Consider the following 22,241-nt stretch of genomic DNA (forward strand, 5'->3'; position numbering starts at 1 on the left):
CAGCGGGCGCCCGAAAGGGGCGCGGGGAACCTCGCGACAAGCCCCCACCAACCCGCGGCCGCCGTACGACACCCTTCCCCCCACCCCTTACGCGCCGGGAGCGGTATCGAAGCGCTTCGACAGCCTATGGACACGCACTCACCTCCGAGCTAGTGTCGAGTCACCCTCACATCACCCTGTATGGAACCGACGCGCAGTCGAAGCGCTTAAACACGCTGGGAGAGCTGGATGGTCACCCTCGCCGAGGTCGCCCAGCACGCCGGAGTCTCGGCGAGCACGGTGAGCTATGTCCTCAGCGGGAAGCGCTCCATCTCCGCCGGGACCCGCCAGCGGGTCGAAAGGAGCATCCAGGAGCTGGGCTACCACCCGAACGCCGGGGCGCGGGCCCTGGCGAGCAGCAAGTCCAACATCATCGCGCTGATGGTCCCGCTGCGGACCGACATGTACGTGCCCGTGATGATGGAGATCGCCATCGCGGTGGCGACCACGGCCCGTACCCACGGCTACGACGTGCTGCTGCTCACCGGCGAGGAGGGTCCCGACGCGGTCCACCGGGTCACCGGCAGCGGCCTCGCCGACGCGATGATCCTGATGGACGTCGAGCTGGACGACGAACGCCTGCCGCTGCTGCGCGACACCGACCAGCCGTCCGTGCTCATCGGGCTGCCGGCCGACACCAGCGGCCTGACCTGCGTCGACCTCGACTTCGGGGCGACCGGCGCGCTGTGCGTGGAGCACCTGGCGATGCTCGGCCACCGCGAGATCGCCGTCATCGGCGAGGCCCCCGCGGTGTACGAGCGGCACACCGGTTTCGCCGAGCGCACCCTCGACGGGCTGCGGTCGCGGGCACGCGAGCTGGGGCTGCGGGTGCTGCACCGGCCCTGCGAGGGCGGGTACGACGCGATGGCCGCGACGCTGGCCCGGATCTTCGACGAACGGCCGGGCACCACGGGCTTGGTCGTGCAGAACGAGTCCGCGGTCGAGCCGCTGCTCGCGCTGCTGCGCCAGCAGGGCCGGGCGGTGCCCGAGGACGTCTCGGTGATCGCCGTCTGTCCCGAGCAGGTCGCCATGCAGGCGTCGGTGCGGCTGACCTCGGTCGCCATCCCCGCCCAGGAGATGGGGCGGCGGGCCGTGGAGCAGCTCGTCGCCAAGCTCGACGGGCGGGAGACGGACGAAGTGGTGCTGCTCGCCCCCGAGCTGACGGTCCGCGCGAGCACGGGACCGCTGACGGGCGGCTGACATCGGCGGCGGCTGACCGGCGGCTGACATCGGGGGCGGGGCACGGCAGGCGGGGACCAGCTCCCGTGGGCCGACGGCCTCCTCCGCCACCCGGCGTCGGTCCTGCTTCTCCGCCCGCCCCGCGCGGCTCCGGACCCGACCCCGGTCTCCGGCCGTCCGGCGTCCACCGACCCGCCCACCGACCCGCCACTCGTCCGGCACGTTCTCCCGCCGACCCGCACGTCGTCCGGGCGGCGAGCCCTGCGCTCCTCGCCCCTGCCCCCGCCCCCCACTCCCCCGGCCGCAGCGGTCGTGCCGGGTGGGCCGTCACTCCTTCCTCCCAGGAGCCGCCTCGTGAATCAGTCCGCCGAGAACGAGAACCAGACCCCGACGGGCGCGGTCAGCCTCGCCCAGTCCTCCCCCACCGTCGGCACGTTCCGTGAGCGGGACGGTGCCCTGGAGTGGAGCGGACGCCAGGAGACCCTGCGGATCGAGCCGTGGGGGCCGGACGCGGTCCGGGTCCGTGCCCGGCTGGGCGGCCCCCTCCTCGACGGGCTGCCGGGCGCCCTGCTCGACGAGGTGGAGAGCACCGAGAGCAGCGTCAAGATCGAGGAGGGGCGGGGACGGCTGACGGTCGGCGCGCTCACCGCCGAGGTCAGCGCCGAGGGCCTGGTCCGGTTCACCCGCACCGCCGACGGCCGTGAACTGCTCTCGGAGGAGCGCGCCCACTTCTGGTGGCCCGGCCCCCGCCTCTACACGGCCGTCGGCAACGGCCACCACCGGCTGGAGCAGCGTTTCGCCGCGTACGACGACGAGAAGCTGTACGGCCTGGGCCAGCACCAGCACGGACGGCTGGACCAGAAGGGGCTGGTCCTCGACCTGGTGCAGCGCAACGCCGAGGTGGGCATCCCGGTGCTGACCTCCAGCCGCGGCTACACCCTGCTGTGGAACAACCCCGCGATCGGCCGGGTCGAGCTGGCGGGCAACGGGACGCGCTGGGTCGCGGACTCGGCCCGGCAGATCGACTACTGGATCACCGCGGGCGAACCGGCCGAGGCGCAGCGCCGCTACAGCGCGGTGACGGGCCGTACGCCGATGCTGCCCGCGTGGGCGGCCGGGTTCTGGCAGTGCAAGCTGCGCTACCGCACCCAGGACGAACTCCTCACCGTGGCACGGGAGTACAAGCGCCGGGGTCTGCCGATCGATGTGATCGTGTGCGACTTCTTCCACTGGACGCATCTCGGCGAGTGGAAGTTCGACCGGAGCGAGTGGCCCGATCCGGCGGCGCTGGTGGACGAACTGGCCGGGATGGGCATCAAGTTGGTGGTGTCGGTGTGGCCGTCGGTGTCGCCGCTGTCGGAGAACCACCCGGTGATGGACCAGCGCGGCTACTTCATCGGCACGCAGTACGGTCCGACGGCCCACGCCGACTGGCCCGACAAGGAGGTCGCCTCCACGGTCCAGGTGGCCTTCTACGACGCGACGAACCCCGAGGCCCGCGCGTTCGTGTGGGCGCGGGTGAAGGAGAACTACCTGGAGCCGTACGGCATCACGGCGTTCTGGCTGGACGCCTGCGAGCCGGAGCTGAAGCCGGGCTTCCAGGAGAACCTGCGGTACTGGGCGGGCCCCGGCCTGGAGGTCGGCAACCTCTACCCGGCGGAGAACGCCCGCACCTTCTACGAGGGGCTGAGGGCGGCCGGCGAGGAGGAGATCGTCTCCCTCAACCGCTCGGCGTGGGCGGGCAGTCAGCGTTACGGGGCGGCCCTGTGGTCCGGTGACATTGGCACCGACTTCCCGACCCTGCGCCGGCAGATCGCGGCGGGCCTCAACACCGCGCTCTCGGGCATCCCCTGGTGGAACACCGACATCGGCGGCTTCCACGGGGGCGACCCGGACGACCCGGCGTACCGCGAGGTGATGGTCCGCTGGTTCCAGTTCGGCGCGTTCTCCCCGCTGATGCGCCTGCACGGCTTCCGCGAGCCCGGCATGCCGCTCGGCCCGGCCATGACCGGCGGCCCCAACGAGGTCTGGTCGTACGGCGAGGAGGCCGGCGCGATCCTGGAGTGGTATCTGCGGCTGCGCGAGCGCGTCAAGCCGTACGTCCTGCGGGTCATGCGCGAGGCACACGAGGACGGACTGCCCGTGATGCGCCCGCTGTTCCTGGAGTTCCCCGGGGACGAGCGGGCCTGGTCGGTCGACGACGCGTATCTGTTCGGCCCCGACGTGCTGGTCGCGCCGGTGCTGGAGGCGGGCGCGACGACCTGGACGACGTATCTCCCGGCGGGCGCCCGCTGGACCGACGCGTGGACCGGGAAGACGTACGACGGGGGCGCGTCCGTGACCGTGGACGCGCCGCTGGACCGCATCCCGCTGTTCCTGCGGGACGGGGCGTCGTTGCCGGTCACCGAGTAGGCGGGCGGCGGCTGTTCGGAGGCCGGGTCTACGCTATGGCGCCACGGCCATCCCGTGATCTTCAGGGGGTGTGCGCGACCCCCTGAGTGAGCGGAGACGACCAGACATGAACAGCCGTACGGGAGACCCTCGCCGGGTGCGCGGGGGACGGCAGGGGCGGCGGGGCGGTCCCGCGCGCAGACCGTTGCACCGGACGCGGACGACGATACGGACCACCGGCGGCCCTGTGGAGCTGCCGCCGACGGTCGCCCCACCGGCGCCGGTCGTCCCCGGTGGCTTCCTGCCGGGGCCCGCGCGGCACGTGGCGGTGTGGAGCGCGCTGACGCTGCTCGTCACCGGTGTCGTGGCGGTGGGCGTGTGGATCTGCGTGACGTTCCAGACGGCGGTCACGCCGGTGCTGCTCGCGCTGCTCGGCACGGCGCTGCTCGGCCCGTTCTACCGGCGGCTGGTGGCGATGCGGTTCAACAAGTCCCTCGCCGCCGGACTGACGTGCGCCGCCGTGGTCGTGGTGATGGGCGGCGCCGCGTACATCGTGGTGGCGGCGCTCATCGACACCGGCGACCAGATCATCGCCTCGCTGCGGGACGCGGCGAAGTCGCTGAGCGACGAGTTCGGGCTGGCCGGGACGTCGTTGGACGACCTCGCGAAGAACGCCAAGGAACTGCTGTCGAAGTTCGGCGGGACGGCGGCCTCCGGAGTGCTCACCGGGGTCAGCGCCGTCAGCTCGTTCGTCGCGATGGCGATCCTGGCGCTGCTGCTGATGTTCTTCTTCCTGCGTGACTCCGACAAGGCGGTCGCCTCGCTGCACTCCCTCGCGCCGCGCGGCCGCGGGGAGACGCTGGAGGTGATGGCCCGGCGCGCGTTCCAGGCGATCGAGGGCTTCATGCGGGGCACGACACTCATCGCGTTCATCGACGGCGTCTGCATCGCCATCGGTCTGCTGATCCTCCAGGTGCCGGGTGCCGTCGGTCTGGGCGCGCTGGTGTTCGTCGGCGCGTACATCCCGTATCTCGGCGCGTTCCTGTCGGGCGCGGTGGCCATCCTGGTGGCGTTCGCCGACCGGGGGCTGGTGACGGCGCTGTGGGCGGTCGGCGTGGTGTTCGCGGTGCAGATCCTCGAAGGCAACGTGCTCCAGCCGATGATCCACAGCCGGACCGTGCAGATGCATCCGGCGGCGATCCTGCTGGCGCTCACCGCGGGCGCCTCCATCGCCGGCATCCTCGGCATGCTCCTGTCGGTGCCGCTGACGGCGGCGGCGTTCGGTGTGCTGTCGGAGCTGCGGTCCCGGTACGGCGACGGGGCGGACCTGGCCGAACCGGCGCGGCCGAAGGAGGTCGCCGGAACGGCGGGATGACCGCCGCGCCCGCAGGCCAAAAGGGGGGAACCCCAGCCGACGTGCGGCTGGGGTTCCTTCAGGCGGTGCGTATCCGGCGGGTCAGCGCTGGAGGGTGAGGACACCCGGCCGGTACGGCCACGTCAGGTAGTCGGCACCGCTCGGGGTGGCGCCCCTGCCCTGGTAGAGGAACTGAAGGTTGCAGGGGTCGATGGTCTTGGTCTGGTCGGGGTTGTTGCGGACCAGGTCACCGTGGCTGATGTCGTTGGTCCAGGTGGCGCCGCTGTTGGCCTTGCCCGCGAAGGGGCTGCTCTCGCTGCCGGCCTGCACGGTCCACGGACCGTTCAGGCTGGTGGCGGTGTACGAGCGGAAGTAGCGCCCGTTCGCGCCCCGTGCCTCGACGATCATGAGGTACTGGTTCTGGCCCTGGACCTTGTAGACCTCCGGCGCCTCGAACACCTTGTCCACGGTGTCGCTGATGACCGTCGTGTACGACGAGCCGAAGTTGCCGGGGAAGTTCCCGAGCGGCATGCTCGTCTTGTAGATCTTGCCGTTGTCACCGGCGAAGAACAGGTACATGTTCTGGTCGTCGGCGATCAGGGTCTGGTCGAGCGCTCCCACGGAGCTCTCGGTCTTGGGGAGCTCGCCGGTGAACAGCGCCTGCGGCGCGGACCAGCTGTTGGGGTCGGCCGGGTTGCTCGACGTGCGGTAGTTGAACTTCCAGCCGCCTGCCCACTGGGAGGCCATCACCCAGATGTTCTTGGGCGCGAAGTAGATCAGCGTGGGCGCCACCGCACCCTGGCTCATGCCGGTCTGGGGGGCCGTCGCCATGTCCGACCAGTTCGTGACGGGGCCGAAGCCCATCGACTTCCAGCCGCTGGCGTCGGCGTACGTCCCGTAGACCAGGTGCTTGCCCTGGTACGTCACGGTGGTGAAGTCCTTCATCGAGTACCACCCGTTCGCCGGCTGCGCGAGCGCGCCGGTCGAGCTCCAGTTGTACGTCGACGGAAGGGAACACGTGGTACCCGAGGCGGACAGGCCGGTCCACTTCTGGTTGCTGCCGCCGTTGCAGGTCGCGATCTCCACCGCGGTGCTGTTGGCGGTACCGGCACCCACGACGCTCAGGCACAGCCCGGACTCCACGCCGACGACCGTGCCGTCCGTGTTCACCCGCCACTGCTGGTTCGTACCGCCGTTGCAGTCCCAGATCACCGGCCGGGTCCCGGACGTCGTGGCGTGGCCCGGGACGTCCAGGCACTTGTTGCCGTACACGGTCAGCTGGTTGCTGTCCGTCAGCGTCCACTGCTGGTTGGTCCCGCCCCAGCAGTCATAGATCTGGGTGGCGGTGCCATTGGTCTGGCTGGCGCCCGGCACGTCGAGACACCGGCCGGAACCGGTGCCGCGCAGGGCGCCACTGGAGGCCGCCTGGGCGGCGGGGCCGGCGACGAGCAGCGCCGCCAGCGAGACCAGGGTGGCGGTCGTGGCCGCGAGCACCGCGGACGGACGTCTGCGGCGGAAGCCGAGTCTGTGCATGGGGACCTCGTGTTTCTTGGTGCGCGGCTCTGCCGGCCCCTCGGAGGCTGTGCGAAGGGTGATGCGGCACGACACCCCGCAAGTTCGTGATATCGAACATATGTCGAAGTGTCGAGCAGATGGATCATAAAGATCCGGCCAGCGGCGTCAATACTTCTCACCGGATTCACCCTCCGCCGCCCCCGGCGGACCGGGGGCGGCGGATGCCGACCATCGCCGGGCCGCCCTCCCCACAGCGGACGGCCTAGCCGATGACCCGGCCCAGTTCGATGCGGTCGATGTTCGGGGCCCAGGCGGTCGCGTTGGCGAAGGCGACCTTGTTGGGGCCCTTCCTCAGGTCGACGGGGACGCCGACGGTCCAGTAGTCGTCCCCGCTCCAGGTGTTCTTGAAGGTGACCTTCCGTGGGGCACCGGTGCCGACGGTGATGTCCGCCGTGCGGGACATGATGTCGGTGTTGTAGGCGTGGCCGTTGTCCCGGCGGTCGTTGTGGGCGTAGTGGACGACCAGTACGTAGCGGCCGGCGGTGGGCGCGTCCACCGTGAACTCCGCCGCGCTGTCGGCGCTGTTGCCGAGCCGGCCGATGTAGGAGCCGGTGGAGGCGTGCGCCGAGTCGACCAGCCCGGCCCCGCCGGTGAGCGTGGCGGCGGCGGCCCCGTAGGAGAGGGCGCCGTCGGACGAACCGTCACCGCGGACGTCGAGGGAGCGCACGGCGGAGTGCTTGGCGGTCGTCTCGATCCGGTTGTTGCCCGCGACGAGGTACAGCTTCAACGGACGGCCGGGCACCGCCGCCACCGTCTGCCCGTGCAGGGCGAGCCGCACCGGCGCCGACGCGCGGGGCACCACCCGGTAGTAGCCGTCGCGCGGGGCGTACACGTCGAAGACCGCCTTGTCGCCGGGGCCGAGGACGAGGGCGCCGGTGCCGACGCCGGCCGACGAGGAGTAGTCGTACGACGGCCTGCCGCTGATGTCGGCGAGCGTGGCCTCGTAGGAGGCGGCGGGTGCCGCGGTGCGGGCGGTGAGGTCGATCCGGTCGAGGGTGACCTCGGCGGCGCCCTTGGCGAGGGTCAGGGTGTGGCTGCCGGCCGACAGCTCCACGCGGACGTCCTTCTTGGCGCGGTAGGTCCAGTTCTCGGTGGAGGGGTACGTGACCGTGACCGGATCGCCGCCGTCGATGGACAGTTTCTGGGTGGCGGGGGCGCCGGACTGGTTGCCGTAGAGGATCGCCAGGTCGTAACGGCCGTCCTCGGGCACGGTCACCGTGAAGTCGACCTTGCTGCCCGCCTGGTTGAGGGAGCCGACGTCCTTGGTGCCGGAGGCGGCGTAGCCGTTGGCGTTGCTCACGGTGCCCTGGGTGTAGACCTTGCCGTCGGTGACGGCGGCGTCCTCGGCCTCGTAGGACGCGGTCCAGGGCACGGTGGGGGCGGCGGGGGTGCCGGAGCCGCCGGGGGTGAGGACGATCCGGTAGGCGGACATCCGGTGCGGACCGCGCAGGGGGACGGTCACCGTGCCGTCGTCGGCGACCCGTACCTTCGTGCGGGCGAGGACGCGGGGCGTGGCGTGCTGTCCCTCGTAGCCGGACCAGGCGGCCTCGGCCACGGTCGCGGTGACCGTACGGCCGAAGAGGGACCGGGGGACCTCGCGGACGACGACGTCGGTGTCGCCGGCCGATCCGCCCAGCAGGACCTGGGCCTGGCGGCGGGAGGTGTCGAGGGAGGCGAGGCCCTGAAGGGTGTCGATGGTGTTCGCCCGCGGCGGGGTGACCTTCACGGTGTCGCCGGTGAGGCCCGCGTACCAACGGAAGAACCACCAGCCGCCGTTGGGGATGTTGGAGCGGACGACGTTGCCGTCCATGTTCCCGGCGGCGTCCCAGTACGCCTGGTTGGCGTACACCTTGTTCCTCTCGAACATCGAGACCCACTGCACGAGCTGGCCGGGGACGGACAGATCGCGGCGGTTGGCGTACTCATCGATGTTGATCTTCAGCGGGGCGATGCCCAACTGCCGTTCCAGGGACCGGTAGTCGTCGTAGTGGCCCTGGAAGTCACGGAGCGAGCCGGAGCCCAGTTCGTGCCAGGTCATGATCTGCGGCAGGACGTCCTCGCGCTGGGCGAAGGCGAGGAAGTCCTTCAACAGCCTGGTGTGGTACGAGGCTTCGTTGGGGCCGGCGATCCGCGCGCCGGGGTCGACGGCGCGGATGCGCTGGTACACGGTCTTCCAGTCCCGGAAGAACCGGTCGCGGTTCTTCTCGTACTGGGCCTGGTCGGCGACGTCGAGCTTGTACCAGATCTGATCGGGCTCGTTGAAGGGGACGTAGACGAAGCGGTCGCTGTTCGGGTCGGCCGCGATCTCCTCGGCGATCCTGTCGACCTTGGGGAGGTAGTCGTCGATGCCGAGGTCCTCGTAGGGCCACTTGGCGTAGATGTCCTGCATCATCACGTTGATCTCGCCGCCGCCGTTGCGGAAGAACGACTTCGACACGGTCAGCGCGTCGCCGTTGGGGTGCTGGGCGCCGCCCTCCGGCTTCTGCGAGATGCTGGTGATCTTCAGAGGGGCGAGGGCGGCGTCGCTGGGCACCCCGTCGTCGCTGAGCCCGTACAACGCGCCGTTGGCGCCCCGCATGACGGGCCCCTCGGAGGCGGAGAGGTCGACGGTGAGGCGCTGCGGGTCCGCGGCGGCGGCCGCGGGGGCCCCGGAGGCGGGAAGGGTGCCTGCCATGGCGGTGACTCCAAGGACTGCGGTGATCAGGGCGGTTCGCGCCCGGGACCTGATGCGGGTTCGTTCACGGGCACGTGTGCGGGTGGGGGTGATCACGCGGTCGGACCTCCGGTCAGTTGACGGCTCCACTGGTGATTCCGGACACGATCTTTCGCTGGCCGACGAGGAACACGGCGACCATCGGCAGGCTCGTCGCCACGACGTACGCGAGGACGAGATGCCGGTGAGGCGGTCCGGCGCGGGCGCCGGACCGGTCAGACGCGGGCGGGCGGCGGCCCCGAGCTCTCCCGGACCACCAGCTCCGGTACGGAGACCCGGTGCGGGGCGATCGGGGCGGACTGCTCCAGGACGCCGTACAACAGGGCGAACGCGGCCCGGCCGAGGCCGGTGAAGTCCAGGCGCGCGGTCGTCAGGGACGGGGTCAGATACGCGGAGTGCGGGGCGTCGTCGAAGCCGGCCACGCTGACGTCGCCGGGAACGGACCGGCCGTTCTCGTGCAGGGCGCGGAGCACACCGAGCGCCAGGTCGTCGTTGCCGCAGAGGATCGCCGTGACCGAGGGGTCCTCCGCCAGTTTCCGGCCGGCGCGGTGGCCACCCGCCGGGCCCCAGTTGCCCTGGAGCGGGCGTGGTTCGGGCGCCCCCGCCTCCCGGAGCGCCTGCCGCCAGCCGGTGGTACGGGCGCTGGTGCGGCGGGTGCTGGACGGGATGGCGACGTAGTGCACGGTCTCATGGCCGAGGGAGAGCAGATGGCGGGTGACCGCGTGCGCGGCCTCGCGGTCGTCGGTCCACACCCACGGGCGGTCGCCGTCGGGCCGGGTGGCCGGGGTCTCGACGACACCGACGACGGGCAGCTCGGCGGGCACGGCGGCCAGGGCGCCGACACCGGCCGGATCGTAGGCGATCACGATCAGTCCGCCGCCCGCGTCCGCCGCCCGCCGCACCTCGGCGGCGACGACCGCCTCCTCCGCCGACTCCAGGACGCCGATCCCGACCGCGTACGACGCCGCGCGGGCCGCCTCCTCGACGCCCTGGAGGATCGACGCGTAGCCGTAGTGGGTGGTGTTCGCGGTCAGCACGGTCACCGCGCGGCTGCGGCCGCTGGCCAGGGCCAGTGCGGTCGCGTTGCGGCGGAAGCCCAGCTCGTCGATGGCCGCCAGCACCCGCTCCCGCGTGGACTGCTTGACGCTGGGGTGGCCGTTGATCACCCGCGAGACGGTCTGGTACGAGACACCGGCGGCGGTCGCGACGTCCCGGATACTCGCGGGACGCCTTGTGTGACCGGTCACCATCATGTCAGGATTGTGACCGGTCACACTGGGAGCGTCAAGAGAACGTCAAGCGGGATTCCCGCGAGCGACCGCCCCCCGCGAGGATCTGGACCGCCCGCCGGCGACGGCCCGGGGGCGGCGTGCGTGAGCGCGGCGGCTCGGGAGGGCAGCGACTTGACCAGTACGGCGGACCGGACGGCGGACGCCTCCACCACCTCCTCCCCGACGTTCGGTTGGGGGCATCCGGCGCTGCGCGCGGAGTTCGCCGCGGCGGCGGACGGCACCCCGCGTCTGGTCCGGCTGGGCCCCACCGGGACCGCCGTCGATCCGGAGGTCGCCCTGCCCCTCGTCGAGTTGACGGCGGTCGGGCACGGGAGCGGCTGGTCCGGGCCCCGGTTCACCGGCACGGCTCTCGGGTCGCGGCTCGCCTACCGCGGGCACCGTGACGCCGGCTCCTCCGACTGGGCTCGGCTGACCGTCGAACTCCACGACCCGGTGACGGCGTTGACCGCCTTCGTCGAGCTGACCTCCCCGATCGGGCTGCCGGTGCTCCGCTCCCGGGTGCGGCTCCGCAACGACGGCACGGACCCCCTCGTCGTGCAGTCCGTCAGCAGTCTCCTCCTCGGCGGGCTGCCCTCCCCCGATGTCCTTGACGTCCACCGGGCCCGCAACGACTGGCTCGCCGAGTGCCGTTGGTACGCCGAACCGTTGCGCGACAGCGTCGCCGACATCGGCGTCGACGCCCACCAGCACGACAGCCGGGCCGCGCTCACCCTCACCGGGCGCGGCAGCTGGCCCACCGACGGTCATCTGCCGATGGGGGCGCTGACGGAGCGGGACGGTGGCCGGGCCTGGGTGTGGCAGGTGGAGTCACCGGTCGGCTGGCGCTGGGACCTGGGCGAACGAGCGCACGGCACCTACCTCGCGCTGAACGGCCCCACGGACGCCGAACACCAGTGGCGGGTGCGGCTGGCGCCGGGCGAGGAGATCACGACGGTGTGGGCGGCGGTCGCGACGGGGGCTGACACCGGGCAGGGGGCGGGGGGCGGCTCGCCGGAGGCTGACGCCGGGCTCGGCTCCGGTGCCGACTCGACCGCGGCCCCGGCGGCCGACCGGGCGGGGCCTTCGGTGCCCTCTCCGGGCGTCGGCTCGGCGCTCGACGCGGCGTGGGCAGCCATGACCGCGTACCGGCGGGCCGTGCGGCGGCCGCATCCGGACCATGGCGCGCTGCCCGTCGTCTTCAACGACTACATGAACACGCTGATGGGCGACCCGACCACCGAGAAGCTGCTGCCGCTGATCGACGCGGCGGCGCGCGCGGGCGCGGAGTACTTCTGCGTCGACTCCGGCTGGTACGACGACACCGTGGACGGCGGCTGGTGGGACGGCGTCGGCGCGTGGCAGCCGTCGACGCGCCGCTTCCCCGACGGCGGCATCGAGGCCGTGCTGGACCGGATCCGGGAGCGCGGGATGGTGCCGGGGCTGTGGCTGGAGCCGGAGGTCGTCGGCGTGCACAGCCCGGTCGCCTCGACGCTCCCCCCGGACGCCTTCTTCCAGCGGGACGGCGTACGGATCACCGAGCAGGGCCGCCACCAGCTCGACCTGCGCCACCCCGCCGCCCGCGCGCACCTCGACAGGACGGTGGACCGGATCGCCGGCGACTGGAGCGTGGGCTATCTGAAGCTGGACTACAACATCGTCGTCGACCCGGGCACGTGCGCCCCCGGCGACCTCTCCCCCGGCGCCGGGCTCCTCGGCCACGCCCACGCCTACCTGGAGTGGCTGTCCGACGTCCTGGACCGCCACCCCGGGCTCGTCGTCGAGAACTGCGCCTCCGGGGGCATGCGCATGGACGGCGCCACCCTGGCCGTCGCCCAGCTCCAGTCCCTCAGCGACCAGCAGGACCCGCTGCGCTTCCCCGCGATCGCCGCCGCCGCGCCGACGGCGGTCCCGCCGGAACAGGGCGCCGTCTGGGCCTATCCGCAGCCCGGGTTCGACGACGACCTGATCGGCTTCACCCTGGGCGGCGCGCTCCTCGGCCGCATCCATCTCTCCGGCCATCTGAACCGGATGTCGGAGCGCCAACTCGGGCTCGTCCGCGACGCCGTGGACACGTACAAGTCGATCCGCGGGGACCTGGCGCGGGCCGTGCCCTTCTGGCCGCTCGGTCTGCCGGGGTGGGCGGACCCGTGGCTGGCGCTGGGCCTGCGGGTGCCGGAGGGGCCGTCGTACGTGTCGGTGTGGCGGCGCGGCGGGGAGGCGGACGTGTCGCTGCCCCTCGGCCACTTGGCGGGCCGCGATGTGCGTCCGGAGATCCTGCACCCGTCCGCGGGAAGCGGCGGCTCGGTGGTCTGGAACCGGGACGGGCACACGCTGCGGGTGTCGCTCCCCCGCACCCCGACCGCCCTGCTGATCCGCCTCCACGCCGGGACCGGCTGAACGGCCGCCGCCCGCCGCTCCTGGCCGAGGACGGACGGGCCGGAGCCTGGGCCGTGCCGGGACGGACGGGCCCGAGCCGGGGCCGTGTGGGGGGCCGGCACCGGCTCGGGCGGGTCGGGTCAGCCGCTGCTGACGGTCAGATTGTTGGTCTGGAAGTTCAGGCCGCCGGACGACGAGGTGATCTCGAAGCCGAACTGCACGTCACCGATGGTCTCGTTGCCCATCCAGCCCTTGGTGTCCTTGAGCCACTTCAGGACGGGCAGGATCTGGACCGAGCCGGACGTGGAGTCCGCCGTCCGCAGGAAGGAGAAGACGTCCCAGTACGTGCCGTTGCTCCGGTACACGCGGCCCTTGTGGACGTTCCAGTTGTGGCCGCCGAGCGTCACGTTGCCCTGGTAGTCGCCGAGTGCGCCGACCGCGCCGTTGTAGTTGACCCAGAGCATGATCTCGTAGTCGTGGTCCGTGTCCCAGACATCGTACGAGGTGTTGTACGCGCCCGAGGACGGGACCGTGACGTTGTAGTTGCTGTTGAGCGAACCGAGCGAGGTGATCGACTTGTTGATCACCTTCTTGGAGTTGGGGTACGACTTGATGCCGCCGGTGTTGGGGTGGTTGGCCCAGACACCCCAGTTGGTGCCGGAGTTGGCCCAGATGCACTGGCTGCCGGCGCCGCCGCCCCAGATGTTGTTGTAGAGGGTGTAGCCGCCCAGGCTGGTGTTGCCCCACTGGTCACAGCTGTTCCAGACGGCGGCGGAGGCGGGGGCGGCGGCGAGACCGACGGTGGCGCCGAGCGCGAGCGTGGGGGCGAGCAGGACGTTGCCGATCCTGCTCCGGGTGCGGGTGCGTAGTGCCATGGCTTTCCTTCCACGGGTGGGGGGAACTGCGGGGAGGATCACCACGCCCCTGTGGGGAGGGCGTGGTCTTCTCCGGCGAGCGGTGGGAGCGGCTCAGCGCCGGAAGAAGTCTCGGACTCGGTCAGGGTGCGAGCACCGCCGCCCCGTACCGTCCGAGGGACAGCGGGCCGGTGACCGTCGTGCCCGTCAGGAGGTCGCGGTGGGTGCCCGGCACCTCGACGGTGGCCTCGTCGCGGCCGTGGTTGAGCAGGAAGAGGACGTCTCCCCTGCGCACCGCCTCGACCCCGTCGGGCAGCCCGTCGAGCACCGGCCGCACCCCGGCTCCGTCGGCGATCCGGGTCAGCAGCGCGCGCAGCGCGGCGGGTTCGGGCAGCGTGGAGACGTACCAGGCGCGGCCCTTGCGCAGCACCGCCGGAAGGCCGTCGAGTTCACCGCCCCGGTAGGGGATCACCTCGTCCGCGTCGGCCGCCTCCAGCTCCTCGGACCACAGCGTGCCCCGGAAGCCGTCGCAGCGGACCTCCTCCCCGGCCTCCAGCGGCCACCACTCGTGCAGGGTGCGGATGCCGAGGAGATCGCGGAGCCGGGCGTCCATGCCGCCGGGTCGGACCCGGTCGTCCTCGTCGGCGACTCCGGTCTGGAAGCCGCAGACGAGGGTGCCGCCGCCGCGGACGTGGGCGACGAGGTTCTCGACGGCGGTGTCCGTGAGGAGGTAGAGCTGGGGGACGACGACGAGCCGGTACGCCGACAGGTCGTGCTCGGGGTGGGCGAAGGCGGTGGTGAGGTGGGCCTCCCAGAGGGCGCGGTGCCAGTCCCGGACGACCTGGGGGAGGTCCACCTCGGACGACAGGCGGCCGTCCTGCGCGCCGGCCCACCAGGAGTTCCAGTCGAACAGCACGGCGACGTCGGCGGTGAGGGGCCGGCCGGACACCTCGGCGCCGATCGCGGCGAGGTCGGCGCCGAGCCGCTTGACCTCCTGGAAGGTGCGGCCCTGCTCGCCCGCGTGACTGACCATCCCGGAGTGGAACTTCTCCGCGCCCTGCCGGGACTGCCGCCACTGGAAGTAGCAGACGGCGTCGGCGCCGCGGGCGACGGCCTGGAGGGACCAGAGGCGGTTCAGCCCTCGGGGCTTGGGATGGTTCACCCCGCGCCAGTTCACGGGCCCGGCGGCCTGTTCCATGAGCACCCAGGGGCCGCCGCCCGCCTGCGAGCGGGTCATGTCCTGGATGAGCGCGCCGTGCTGGGCGCCCAGCGGGTCACGCGGGTCCGGGTACAGATCGACCGAGACGACGTCCTCCTCCTCGGCCCAGCGCCAGGCGTCCTGGCCCACCCACAGCGGCATGAAGTTGGTGGTGACCGGGATGTGGGGGGTGTGCCGGCGGACGATGTCGCGCTCCATGACGTAGCACTCCAGGAGCATGTCGCTCGTGAAGCGCTTGAAGTCCAGCACCTGGGTGGGGTTCCTCATGTAGTGGGCGCGGCGGGGCGGGAGGATCTCGTGCCAGCCGTCGTAGCCCTGGCTCCAGAAGGCCGTCCCCCAGGCCTCGTTGAGCGCGTCGAGCGTGCCGTACTTCCGGCGCAGCCAGTCGCGGAAGGTGGTCGCGGCCTCGTCGCCCCAGTCGTAGGTGCAGTACTCGTTGTTGATGTGCCACAGGGTGAGGGCGGGGTGGGAGCCGTAGCGGGCGGCGAGGTCCTCGGTGATGGCGGCGGCGTGACGGCGGTAGACGGTGCTGGAGTGCGAGAAGTGCTGGCGGGAGCCCCACCACTCGACCTGCCCGTTCTCGTCGCGCGGGAGGGTCTCGGGGTGGAGGCGGCCCATCCACGGCGGTGGGGAGGAGGTGGGGGTGGCGAGGACGACCCCGACGCCGTGCTCGTGCATCAGGTCCATCAGGGTGTCCAGCCAGCCGAACTCCCGGGCGCCGGGCCGGGGTTCGAGCTTCGCCCAGGAGAAGACGCCGAGGGTGACGGAGTTGACACCCGCCTCCTTCATGAGGCGGACGTCCTCGTACCAGACCTCCTCGGGCCACTGCTCGGGGTTGTAGTCACCGCCGAAGAGGAGCCGGCCGCGGGTGGCGTCGGCGAGGGTGGGCCCGGTGTGCCGCCGCCGGGTCATCGGAGCGGGTCCCCGTACTGGATGCCGCGGCCGTTCGTCGCCACGTAGACGCGGCCGTACAGCCGCGGGTCGCCGGCGATGGCCTCGCCGGTCCAGCCCCACTGGTGGGCGTCGTCGTTGACGCGGGTCCATGTCCGCGCGCCGTCGTCGGAGCGGAGGACGGCGGTGAGGCTGTCGACGGCCCCGATCTGGTAGATCGCCGGGTAGGCGGCGCCGGGCGCGGCCTTGCCGAAGCCGAGGACGTGCGAGGCGCGGCAGCCGGCGACCTTGGTGAAGGAGGCACCGCCGTCGGTGGACCGGTACAGGCCGTTCGTCTTGGTGCTCAGCCACAGGTCGCCGGTGCGTCCCGGGGCCGCGGCCAGCTTGTACTGGCTGTCCCCCGAGGGCAGACCCGTCGCGCCCGCCGTGAAGGAGCGGCCGCCGTCGGTGCTGGCGTACACCGTGCCGGTGTCCGTGTCGTACGCGTAGAAGCGCGTCGCGTCCGCCGGGTCGGCGACCGGGGTGGCGCCCTTGGGGAAGGTGGGCACCTCGTCCCAGGTCGCACCGCCGTCGCCGGAGCGATGGGCCGCATACCTGGTGCCGTCCCAGTGGACGAAGGACCAGATCAGCACGGTCGCGTCGGTGTTGACGGCGATCGGTCCCGGTGCGTCCTTGGCGAGGGCGGGCTGGCTCCCGAAGGGCGCCCATGTCCGCCCGCCGTCGTTCGAGAAGGCACCGTTGCCGTGGTCGCCCCAGCCGGTGCGGACCACGTACGACGGCTTCCTCGCGGCCAGCGCGAGGCCGGTCGCCGACCCGAACACGGGGTTCGTCGCCATGCCGCGCGACGGGGACGCCGTGAGCCGCTCGTGGTACATCGTGCCGATGTCCCCGAGCCCGCTGATCAGGTGCGCCTGTCCGACGGGCGGCGAGATCAGCTGGCGCACGGCGGTCTCCTCCAGCCCCCGGATCCGCGGCGCCCAGTGCCTGAGGTCGCGGGTGCCGTAGAGGGTCGCCCCGGTGCCGTACACGACATGCTTCGAGTCGTACGGGTCGAGCGCCAGCGCCTGGATCCACCAGCCGAACTTTGGCTTGTCCGCGCCCCACTTGAGGTAGGGGGTCTCGGACACGTCGAGGACGGCGGAGTCCTTCAGGGAGGTCCAGGTGCGGCCGCCGTTCGTGGAGCGGAAGACCGTGTCGATGTCCGCCCAGCGGTTGTTGGTCGACACGACGACGGTGCCGGGGCAGCGGGCGTCCACGGCGACGCCGCCGTAGCCGAAGGCGTCGGCGGAACCGTCGGCCGCCGTGCCGCCCGGCTTCACCGGGGTGACGTCGGTCCATGTGCCGCTGGTGGTGCGCAGCTTGTGCACACTGCCGTCGGACTGCCCGTTGGGGCCGGGCCCGTTGGCGTACGTCACGTACAGCTCACGCGCGTGCCGGTCGTACGCGGCGCGGATCGGGACCTTGGCGGAGGCGCCGACCGGCTGTCCGGGGACCGCCTCCCAGGTGGTGCCGTCGGTCGTGCGGTACAGGTTGGCCGTGGCGGTGGTGCCGTCGCCGTCGCCCCAGCCCGCGTAGAGGGCGCGGCCGGCGGCGACGAGCAGGGTGACGCCCTGTCCGGTGGCGGTGGGTGTGGCCGGGAAGCCGGTGGCCCTCGCCCAGGTGGCGCCCCGGTCCGTCGACCTGAGGAGGCCGTCGTGTCGGGTGCCCAGCCACAGGGTGTCGCTGTCCCGGGGGTCGACGAGCAGGCGCTCGCCCGTGCCCCGGCCGTCCTCGTTGCCGCCGAGCTTCACGGTGAGGTCGGTACGGGTCCAGGTGGCGCCCCGGTCGTCGGAGCGGAGGATCGCGCCGTTGCCGGCCCAGGACTGGGTGTAGGTGCCGAGGGCGAGGTAGACGCGGTTCGGGTGGGCCCGGTCGACGGCGATCGCCTCCACACCGAGGAGGTTCCAGTCGTCCCAGCCGAGGTGGTCGGTCAGCGGGGTCCAGCGGGCCTTGCGGTCGTCCCAGCGGTAGGGGCCGCCGATGTCCGTGCGGGCGTAGGCGAGGCCGCGGACGGAGGGGTGGAACAGGACGCCGGTGATGAAACCGGTGCCGCCGATCACGGCGGTGCGCCAGCGGTAGCCGCCGGCGGTCGGGCCGTTTCGAGCCTCGGTGGCGTGGGCCGGGGTGGGGAGTGCGGGGAGGGTGGTGAGGGCTGCTGCGGCTGTGGTCGCGGTGAGTAGGGTGCGGCGGCTCGGGTGGGGCGTGCGCATGGCATACCTCGGGCGTCGGGAGGGGGGGAGGGGTTCGTCCGGAGGGGACGGAGAGGGGGCGTCGGGAGGGGTGCGGCGGGAGGGGAGGGAGAGAAGGGCTGGGAGGGGTGCGGCGGGGGGTGCAGGGGCCTCGGGATGCGGGCTTCGGCGCCTGAGAGCTCGGGGTGCCGGGGAAGGACGGCGACTGCGGGTCGTTCGGGGCCGGTCGCGCAGTTCCCCGCGCCCCTGGAAGGGCTGCGCCCTTCGGCGGGGCGAGGCCCCGCTGACACAGGCACCCGGATGGTTCTCGGGCGGAAGGCGCCCGGCCGCTGGGCCCGCCGCGCTCGGCCGGGTGACAGGCACGGCCGAACACGGCGGGGGTCTGGCGGGCGGTGCGGGTCAGCCCTTGATCGCCCCGGTGAGCATGCCCTTCTTGAAGTGCTTCTGAACGAAGGGCGACAGGACGGCGACCGGGAGCAGGGCCATCACCATGACGGCCATCTGGATGGCGAGCGGGGAGAGTTGGCCCGTGTTGATCTGGGCCGCGAGGCCGACGGGGCGTTCCTGCTTCTGGACGAGCTGGATCATGACGTTCTGCAGCGGCATCATGTCCTGGTCGGTGAGGTAGATGGACGCGTTGAACCAGGCGCTCCAGTAGCCCACCGCGTAGAAGAGGGCGATGACCGCGAGGACCGCTCTCGACAGGGGCATCACGATCTTCCACAGGATGCGCCAGTCGCCGGCGCCGTCGATACGGGCGCTGTCGATGAGTTCCGGGGAGATGCCCATGAAGAACGACCGCAGGACCAGGATGTTGAAGACGCTCACCGCGCTGGGGAGGATGAGCGCGAGATAGGTGTCGGTGAGGCCGAGGGCCTGGACCAGGAGGTACGTCGGGATCAGGCCCGCGCCGAAGAACATCGTCGCGAGCAGGGTCATCAGGATCCAGCGGTGGCCGAGGGAGCCCGTGCGGGAGAGGCCGTAGGCGCACAGGACCGAGACGGTCATGCTGAACAGGGTGCCGACGAGGGTGACGCCGACGCTGACCAGCGCGGCCCGCTGCACCTGGCCGCCGCCGAGGAGTTCCTGGTAGGCGACGAAGGTGATGCTCCTGGGGACGACCACCAGGCCGCCCGCCTCGTCGATGGTCTTCTTCGTCTGGAGGCTGGTGACGACGACGATCCACAGGGGGAAGAGGATCGCGAAGCAGGCGAGGCCCAGGGCGACGCCCTTGCCCGCGAGTCCCGCCTTGGCGGGTTCCTCCTCCCAGACGGGGCGGGGTGGGGCGGCCCAGCGGCCCGGCTTCCTGGCGACCGGCCGCCCGTCGGCCGGACGGGCCGCCTTGTCCGCCTTGGCCGCCTTGTCGACGAGTGCGCTCATTTCTTGTACACCCCCTGCTCACCCATGAGATGGGCCACCTTGTTGGCGACCAGGACCAGGGACACGCCGACCACGCCCTTGATGAGTCCCGCCGCCGCGGCGTAGCTGAAGTCCTGGTTACGGATGCCGTTCCACCAGACGTAGGTGTCGAGGACCTCGGAGGCGTCGACGCCGACGGCCGAGCGTTGAAGGAGGAGTTGTTCGAAGCCGACGGTGAGGGCGTCACCGACACGGAGCACCAGGAGCAGGGCGATCACCGGGCGCAGGGCGGGCAGGGTGATGTGCCACATGCGCCGCCAGCGCCCGGCACCGTCCATGGCCGCGGCCTCGTAGAGGTCGTGGGAGACGGAGGAGAGGGCGGCGAGGAAGACGATGATGCCCCAACCGGCGTCCTTCCAGATCATCTCGACGGTGACCAGGTACTTGAAGGCCTCCGGATTGGTCATCAGGTCGAAGCCGTCGACGCCGTGTTGGCGCAGGGTCTGCGCGATGATGCCGGCACCGCCGAAGATCTGCATGAACACGGTGACGACGAGGACCCAGGAGAAGAAGTGCGGCAGGTACATCACCGCCTGGGCGACCGCCCGGACCCGGGGCCTGACCACGCTGTTGATGAGCAGCGCGAGCAGGATCGGGACCGGGAAGAACAGCACCAACTGGAGGAAGAACAGCACGAACGTGTTCCGCACCGCGAGCCAGAAGGCGGAGTCCGCGAAGATCCGCTCGAACTGCTCCAGTCCGACCCAGGGACTCTCCAGCATGGCGACGAAGCCGTTGTCGCTGAGATAGGGGTCGTAGTCCTGGAAGGCCACCACATTGCCGAGGATCGGTATGTAGTTGAAGACCAGGAGGAGCAGGACGGCGGGCAGCGTCATCAGGATCAGCGTGCGGTCGCGCCGGAATCTCAGCCGGAGGTTCAGTCTTCTGACGCGTTTCTCCCCCGGGGGCCGTGACCTGGCGGCGGCATCGGACGACGGGGACCGGTCGGGGGTCTTCGCCTCGGCCCTGGGCCGGGGCACCGTGCTGTGGGACACGGCCTTCTCCTTGCCTCGGGCCCCGGCTCAGCTCGCCGAGCCGGTCTCGTCGAGCAGCTTCTTGTACCAGTCGCGCAGCTTGTCGCCGCCCTTGCTCTTCCAGTCGGACACCGCCTGCTGGACGTCGCTGATCTTCTTGCGGCCGCGGACGGTGTCGTCCTCCAGCTGCTCGAAGTTGTCGGCGAGGTTGGCCCAGCGGTTGGGCTCGGTGATGGTCAGCCCGAAGAAGGGGGTCTTCTTGGTGAAGGCACCCATGCGCTGCTGCCACTCGACGATGCCCTTGGTGATCTCCGGCAGGTCGGGGTAGGCGACGTACGGGGCGGGGTTGCCGGTGTAGTCGTAGGCGCCGTTGACCTCGTTGACGCCCTGCGTGGTCTTGACCGGCAGGCCCTTCTTCGTCTCGTAGTCCGTGCCCTCGACGCCGTAGGCGGTGAGCATGAACTCCTTGGTGCCGTAGGGGGCCGCGCAGTAGTTGCAGAGGGCGAGGAAGTCCTTGATCTGCTGCTTGGTCGCCTTTTTGCTGATGAAGGTGAAGATGCTGGCCGGCTGACCGGCCCACAGCGTGGGGTCGCCGCCGTCGGGGCCGAAGTAGTCGAACGCGGCCATGTCGAAGTCGGGTTTCTGGGTGCGCTGTTCGGCCGTCTTGCCCCACCAGTCGGAGATGTTCTGGTTGTAGACCAGCACCTCCCCGGCGGTGAAGCGGTTGCCCGCGGTGCCACCGGCCTTGGTGTTGAGGGCGTCGGGGTGGACCACGCCGGCCGCGTAGAGCTTGCGCGTCCACTCCAGGGCCTCCAGGTACTCCTCGGTCTCGACGCGGTTGACCAGCTTCCCGTCGACCAGGTTCCACCACAGCTCCCTGTCACCGCCGGGGAAGACGCCGTAGATGTGGAACGCCGCCCACTTCATGTCGTCGCAGGCCCACAGCTTCGACTTGGCGTCGGTGGCCTCCTTCGCCCAGGACAGGAACTCGTCGGGGCTCTTCGGGACCTCGTAGCCCTTCTTCCCGAAGAGGTCCCTGCGGTAGAGGGGCGCGATGTTCGTGACGTACGAGCCGGGCATCGGGATCCCGCGGAGCCGGCCGCCGAAGATGGCGCGCTGCCAGGCCTCGCTGGGGACGGCGGCGAGGTTCGGGTACTCCTTGACCTTGTCGCCGGAGAGGTAGGGGCCGAGGTCGGCGAACTTGGCGTTGATGGCGCTGGGTATCTTGCCCATCAGGTTCCAGGCGGGCACGACCACCACGTCGGGGATGTCGCTGGAGGCGAGGACGGCGCCGAGCTTCTGGTCGTAGGTGATGCCGTCCTGGTTCTGCCAGGTGACATCGACGCCGACAGCTTCGTTCATCGCCCTGTAGTAGGGGTTGTCGCCCTTGGGCGGGGTCCCCCAGAACGGCGACATGATCTTCAGGCTGCCGCCGCTGCCCAGCTTCTCCGGGACCGAGGTCTTCAGGTCGGCCGAGGGGATCGCCTTGGTGAAGCCGGCCGCCGAGCCGTTCTTCGACGGGATGTCGGGCGCCACGACGTTCGACGCGACGAAGGCCGGGAGGATCTTCTTGGCGTCCTTGCCCGACGTCGTGCCCTCCTTGCGGCCTTCCTGCGAGCCGCCGCAGGCGGACAGCAGGGGAACGCCCCCCGCCACGACGGCGGTGGCGACCGCCGTGGAGGCGAGGAAGCTTCTCCGGCTCGGGGCGGAGGGGGCGGCGGAGTTCGGCGTCATTGCGTCAACCCTTCATGGCGCACA

The 22,241-nt window shown here is 71.5% G+C and carries 13 protein-coding genes and 1 pseudogene; 4 read left to right on the top strand and 10 right to left on the bottom strand.

Going from position 1 to position 22,241, the window contains the following annotated elements; genetic code table 11:
• The first annotated feature begins 228 nt into the window (after positions 1-228).
• From SMA5143A_RS21305 to SMA5143A_RS21315, 3 genes are all read left to right on the top strand, one after another.
• The gene (locus SMA5143A_RS21305) at positions 229-1,239 is read left to right on the top strand and encodes a LacI family DNA-binding transcriptional regulator (RefSeq protein WP_107464498.1); all 1,011 of its coding nucleotides are present in this window, start codon (positions 229-231) and stop codon (positions 1,237-1,239) included.
• 333 nt (positions 1,240-1,572) lie between these two features.
• The gene (locus SMA5143A_RS21310) at positions 1,573-3,630 is read left to right on the top strand and encodes a glycoside hydrolase family 31 protein (RefSeq protein ID WP_107464499.1); all 2,058 of its coding nucleotides are present in this window, start codon (positions 1,573-1,575) and stop codon (positions 3,628-3,630) included.
• Positions 3,631-3,937: 307 nt separating this feature from the next.
• On the top strand, positions 3,938-4,984 hold the full coding sequence (locus SMA5143A_RS21315; protein ID WP_107464578.1) for an AI-2E family transporter: 1,047 nt from the start codon (positions 3,938-3,940) through the stop codon (positions 4,982-4,984).
• 81 nt (positions 4,985-5,065) lie between these two features.
• Here SMA5143A_RS21315 and SMA5143A_RS21320 read toward each other — a convergent pair whose 3' ends face one another.
• From SMA5143A_RS21320 to SMA5143A_RS21335, 4 genes and pseudogenes are all read right to left on the bottom strand, one after another.
• Positions 5,066-6,496 carry a non-reducing end alpha-L-arabinofuranosidase family hydrolase gene (locus tag SMA5143A_RS21320; RefSeq protein WP_107464500.1) on the bottom strand — a complete coding sequence of 477 codons (1,431 nt, stop codon included), beginning with the start codon at positions 6,494-6,496 and terminating at the stop codon, positions 5,066-5,068.
• A gap of 244 nt (positions 6,497-6,740) precedes the next feature.
• Positions 6,741-9,212: a CBM35 domain-containing protein gene (locus SMA5143A_RS21325; protein ID WP_107464501.1), complete on the bottom strand. Its 2,472-nt coding sequence runs from the start codon at positions 9,210-9,212 to the stop codon at positions 6,741-6,743.
• A 112-nt stretch (positions 9,213-9,324) separates the two neighbouring features.
• Positions 9,325-9,432 (bottom strand): annotated as a pseudogene (locus tag SMA5143A_RS44010) (carbohydrate ABC transporter permease); the annotation flags it as partial.
• 34 nt (positions 9,433-9,466) lie between these two features.
• Positions 9,467-10,504 (bottom strand): LacI family DNA-binding transcriptional regulator, encoded by a 1,038-nt coding sequence (locus SMA5143A_RS21335; RefSeq protein WP_181361957.1) that lies wholly within the window; start codon positions 10,502-10,504, stop codon positions 9,467-9,469.
• Positions 10,505-10,654: 150 nt separating this feature from the next.
• Between SMA5143A_RS21335 and SMA5143A_RS21340 the strand changes: the two genes are divergently transcribed.
• Positions 10,655-12,919 (top strand): alpha-galactosidase, encoded by a 2,265-nt coding sequence (locus SMA5143A_RS21340; RefSeq protein WP_107464503.1) that lies wholly within the window; start codon positions 10,655-10,657, stop codon positions 12,917-12,919.
• A gap of 119 nt (positions 12,920-13,038) precedes the next feature.
• On the opposite strand, the gene SMA5143A_RS21345 is transcribed toward SMA5143A_RS21340, so the two are convergent.
• The 6 genes from SMA5143A_RS21345 to SMA5143A_RS21370 all read right to left on the bottom strand — a co-directional run bounded on the left by SMA5143A_RS21345 (position 13,039) and on the right by SMA5143A_RS21370 (position 22,217).
• On the bottom strand, positions 13,039-13,773 hold the full coding sequence (locus tag SMA5143A_RS21345) for a glycoside hydrolase family 12 protein (protein WP_107464504.1): 735 nt from the start codon (positions 13,771-13,773) through the stop codon (positions 13,039-13,041).
• Positions 13,774-13,894: 121 nt separating this feature from the next.
• A complete protein-coding gene (locus tag SMA5143A_RS21350) occupies positions 13,895-15,883 on the bottom strand; it encodes a beta-galactosidase (RefSeq protein WP_107464505.1) in 1,989 nt (662 codons plus the stop codon).
• Complete coding sequence (locus SMA5143A_RS21355) at positions 15,880-18,111, bottom strand: sialidase family protein (protein ID WP_107464506.1); 2,232 nt, start codon at positions 18,109-18,111, stop codon at positions 15,880-15,882. The genes SMA5143A_RS21350 and SMA5143A_RS21355 overlap by 4 nt, the downstream gene beginning before the upstream one ends.
• A 378-nt stretch (positions 18,112-18,489) precedes the next feature.
• A complete protein-coding gene (locus SMA5143A_RS21360; RefSeq protein ID WP_107464507.1) occupies positions 18,490-19,470 on the bottom strand; it encodes a carbohydrate ABC transporter permease in 981 nt (326 codons plus the stop codon).
• Positions 19,467-20,504: an ABC transporter permease gene (locus tag SMA5143A_RS21365; protein ID WP_107464508.1), complete on the bottom strand. Its 1,038-nt coding sequence runs from the start codon at positions 20,502-20,504 to the stop codon at positions 19,467-19,469. Before SMA5143A_RS21365 ends, SMA5143A_RS21360 begins: the two co-directional genes overlap by 4 nt.
• Before the next feature lie 27 nt (positions 20,505-20,531).
• Positions 20,532-22,217, bottom strand: a complete 1,686-nt coding sequence (locus SMA5143A_RS21370) for an extracellular solute-binding protein (RefSeq protein ID WP_107464509.1) — start codon at positions 22,215-22,217, stop codon at positions 20,532-20,534.
• Positions 22,218-22,241: the final 24 nt, after the last annotated feature.

Origin of the sequence: Streptomyces sp. MA5143a, assembly GCF_900290235.1 — a bacterium.
Lineage (GTDB): Bacteria > Actinomycetota > Actinomycetes > Streptomycetales > Streptomycetaceae > Streptomyces.

What these genes read in the sequence shown, in the direction of transcription:
- SMA5143A_RS21350 (WP_107464505.1), bottom strand. Translation starts at nt 15,883, where the DNA reads ATGACCCGGCGGCGGCACACCGGGCCCACCCTCGCCGACGCCACCCGC.
- SMA5143A_RS21320 (WP_107464500.1), bottom strand. Translation starts at nt 6,496, where the DNA reads ATGCACAGACTCGGCTTCCGCCGCAGACGTCCGTCCGCGGTGCTCGCG.
- SMA5143A_RS21305 (WP_107464498.1), top strand. Translation starts at nt 229, where the DNA reads ATGGTCACCCTCGCCGAGGTCGCCCAGCACGCCGGAGTCTCGGCGAGC.
- SMA5143A_RS21355 (WP_107464506.1), bottom strand. Translation starts at nt 18,111, where the DNA reads ATGCGCACGCCCCACCCGAGCCGCCGCACCCTACTCACCGCGACCACA.
- SMA5143A_RS21345 (WP_107464504.1), bottom strand. Translation starts at nt 13,773, where the DNA reads ATGGCACTACGCACCCGCACCCGGAGCAGGATCGGCAACGTCCTGCTC.
- SMA5143A_RS21325 (WP_107464501.1), bottom strand. Translation starts at nt 9,212, where the DNA reads ATGGCAGGCACCCTTCCCGCCTCCGGGGCCCCCGCGGCCGCCGCCGCG.
- SMA5143A_RS21335 (WP_181361957.1), bottom strand. Translation starts at nt 10,504, where the DNA reads ATGATGGTGACCGGTCACACAAGGCGTCCCGCGAGTATCCGGGACGTC.
- SMA5143A_RS21370 (WP_107464509.1), bottom strand. Translation starts at nt 22,217, where the DNA reads ATGACGCCGAACTCCGCCGCCCCCTCCGCCCCGAGCCGGAGAAGCTTC.
- SMA5143A_RS21360 (WP_107464507.1), bottom strand. Translation starts at nt 19,470, where the DNA reads ATGAGCGCACTCGTCGACAAGGCGGCCAAGGCGGACAAGGCGGCCCGT.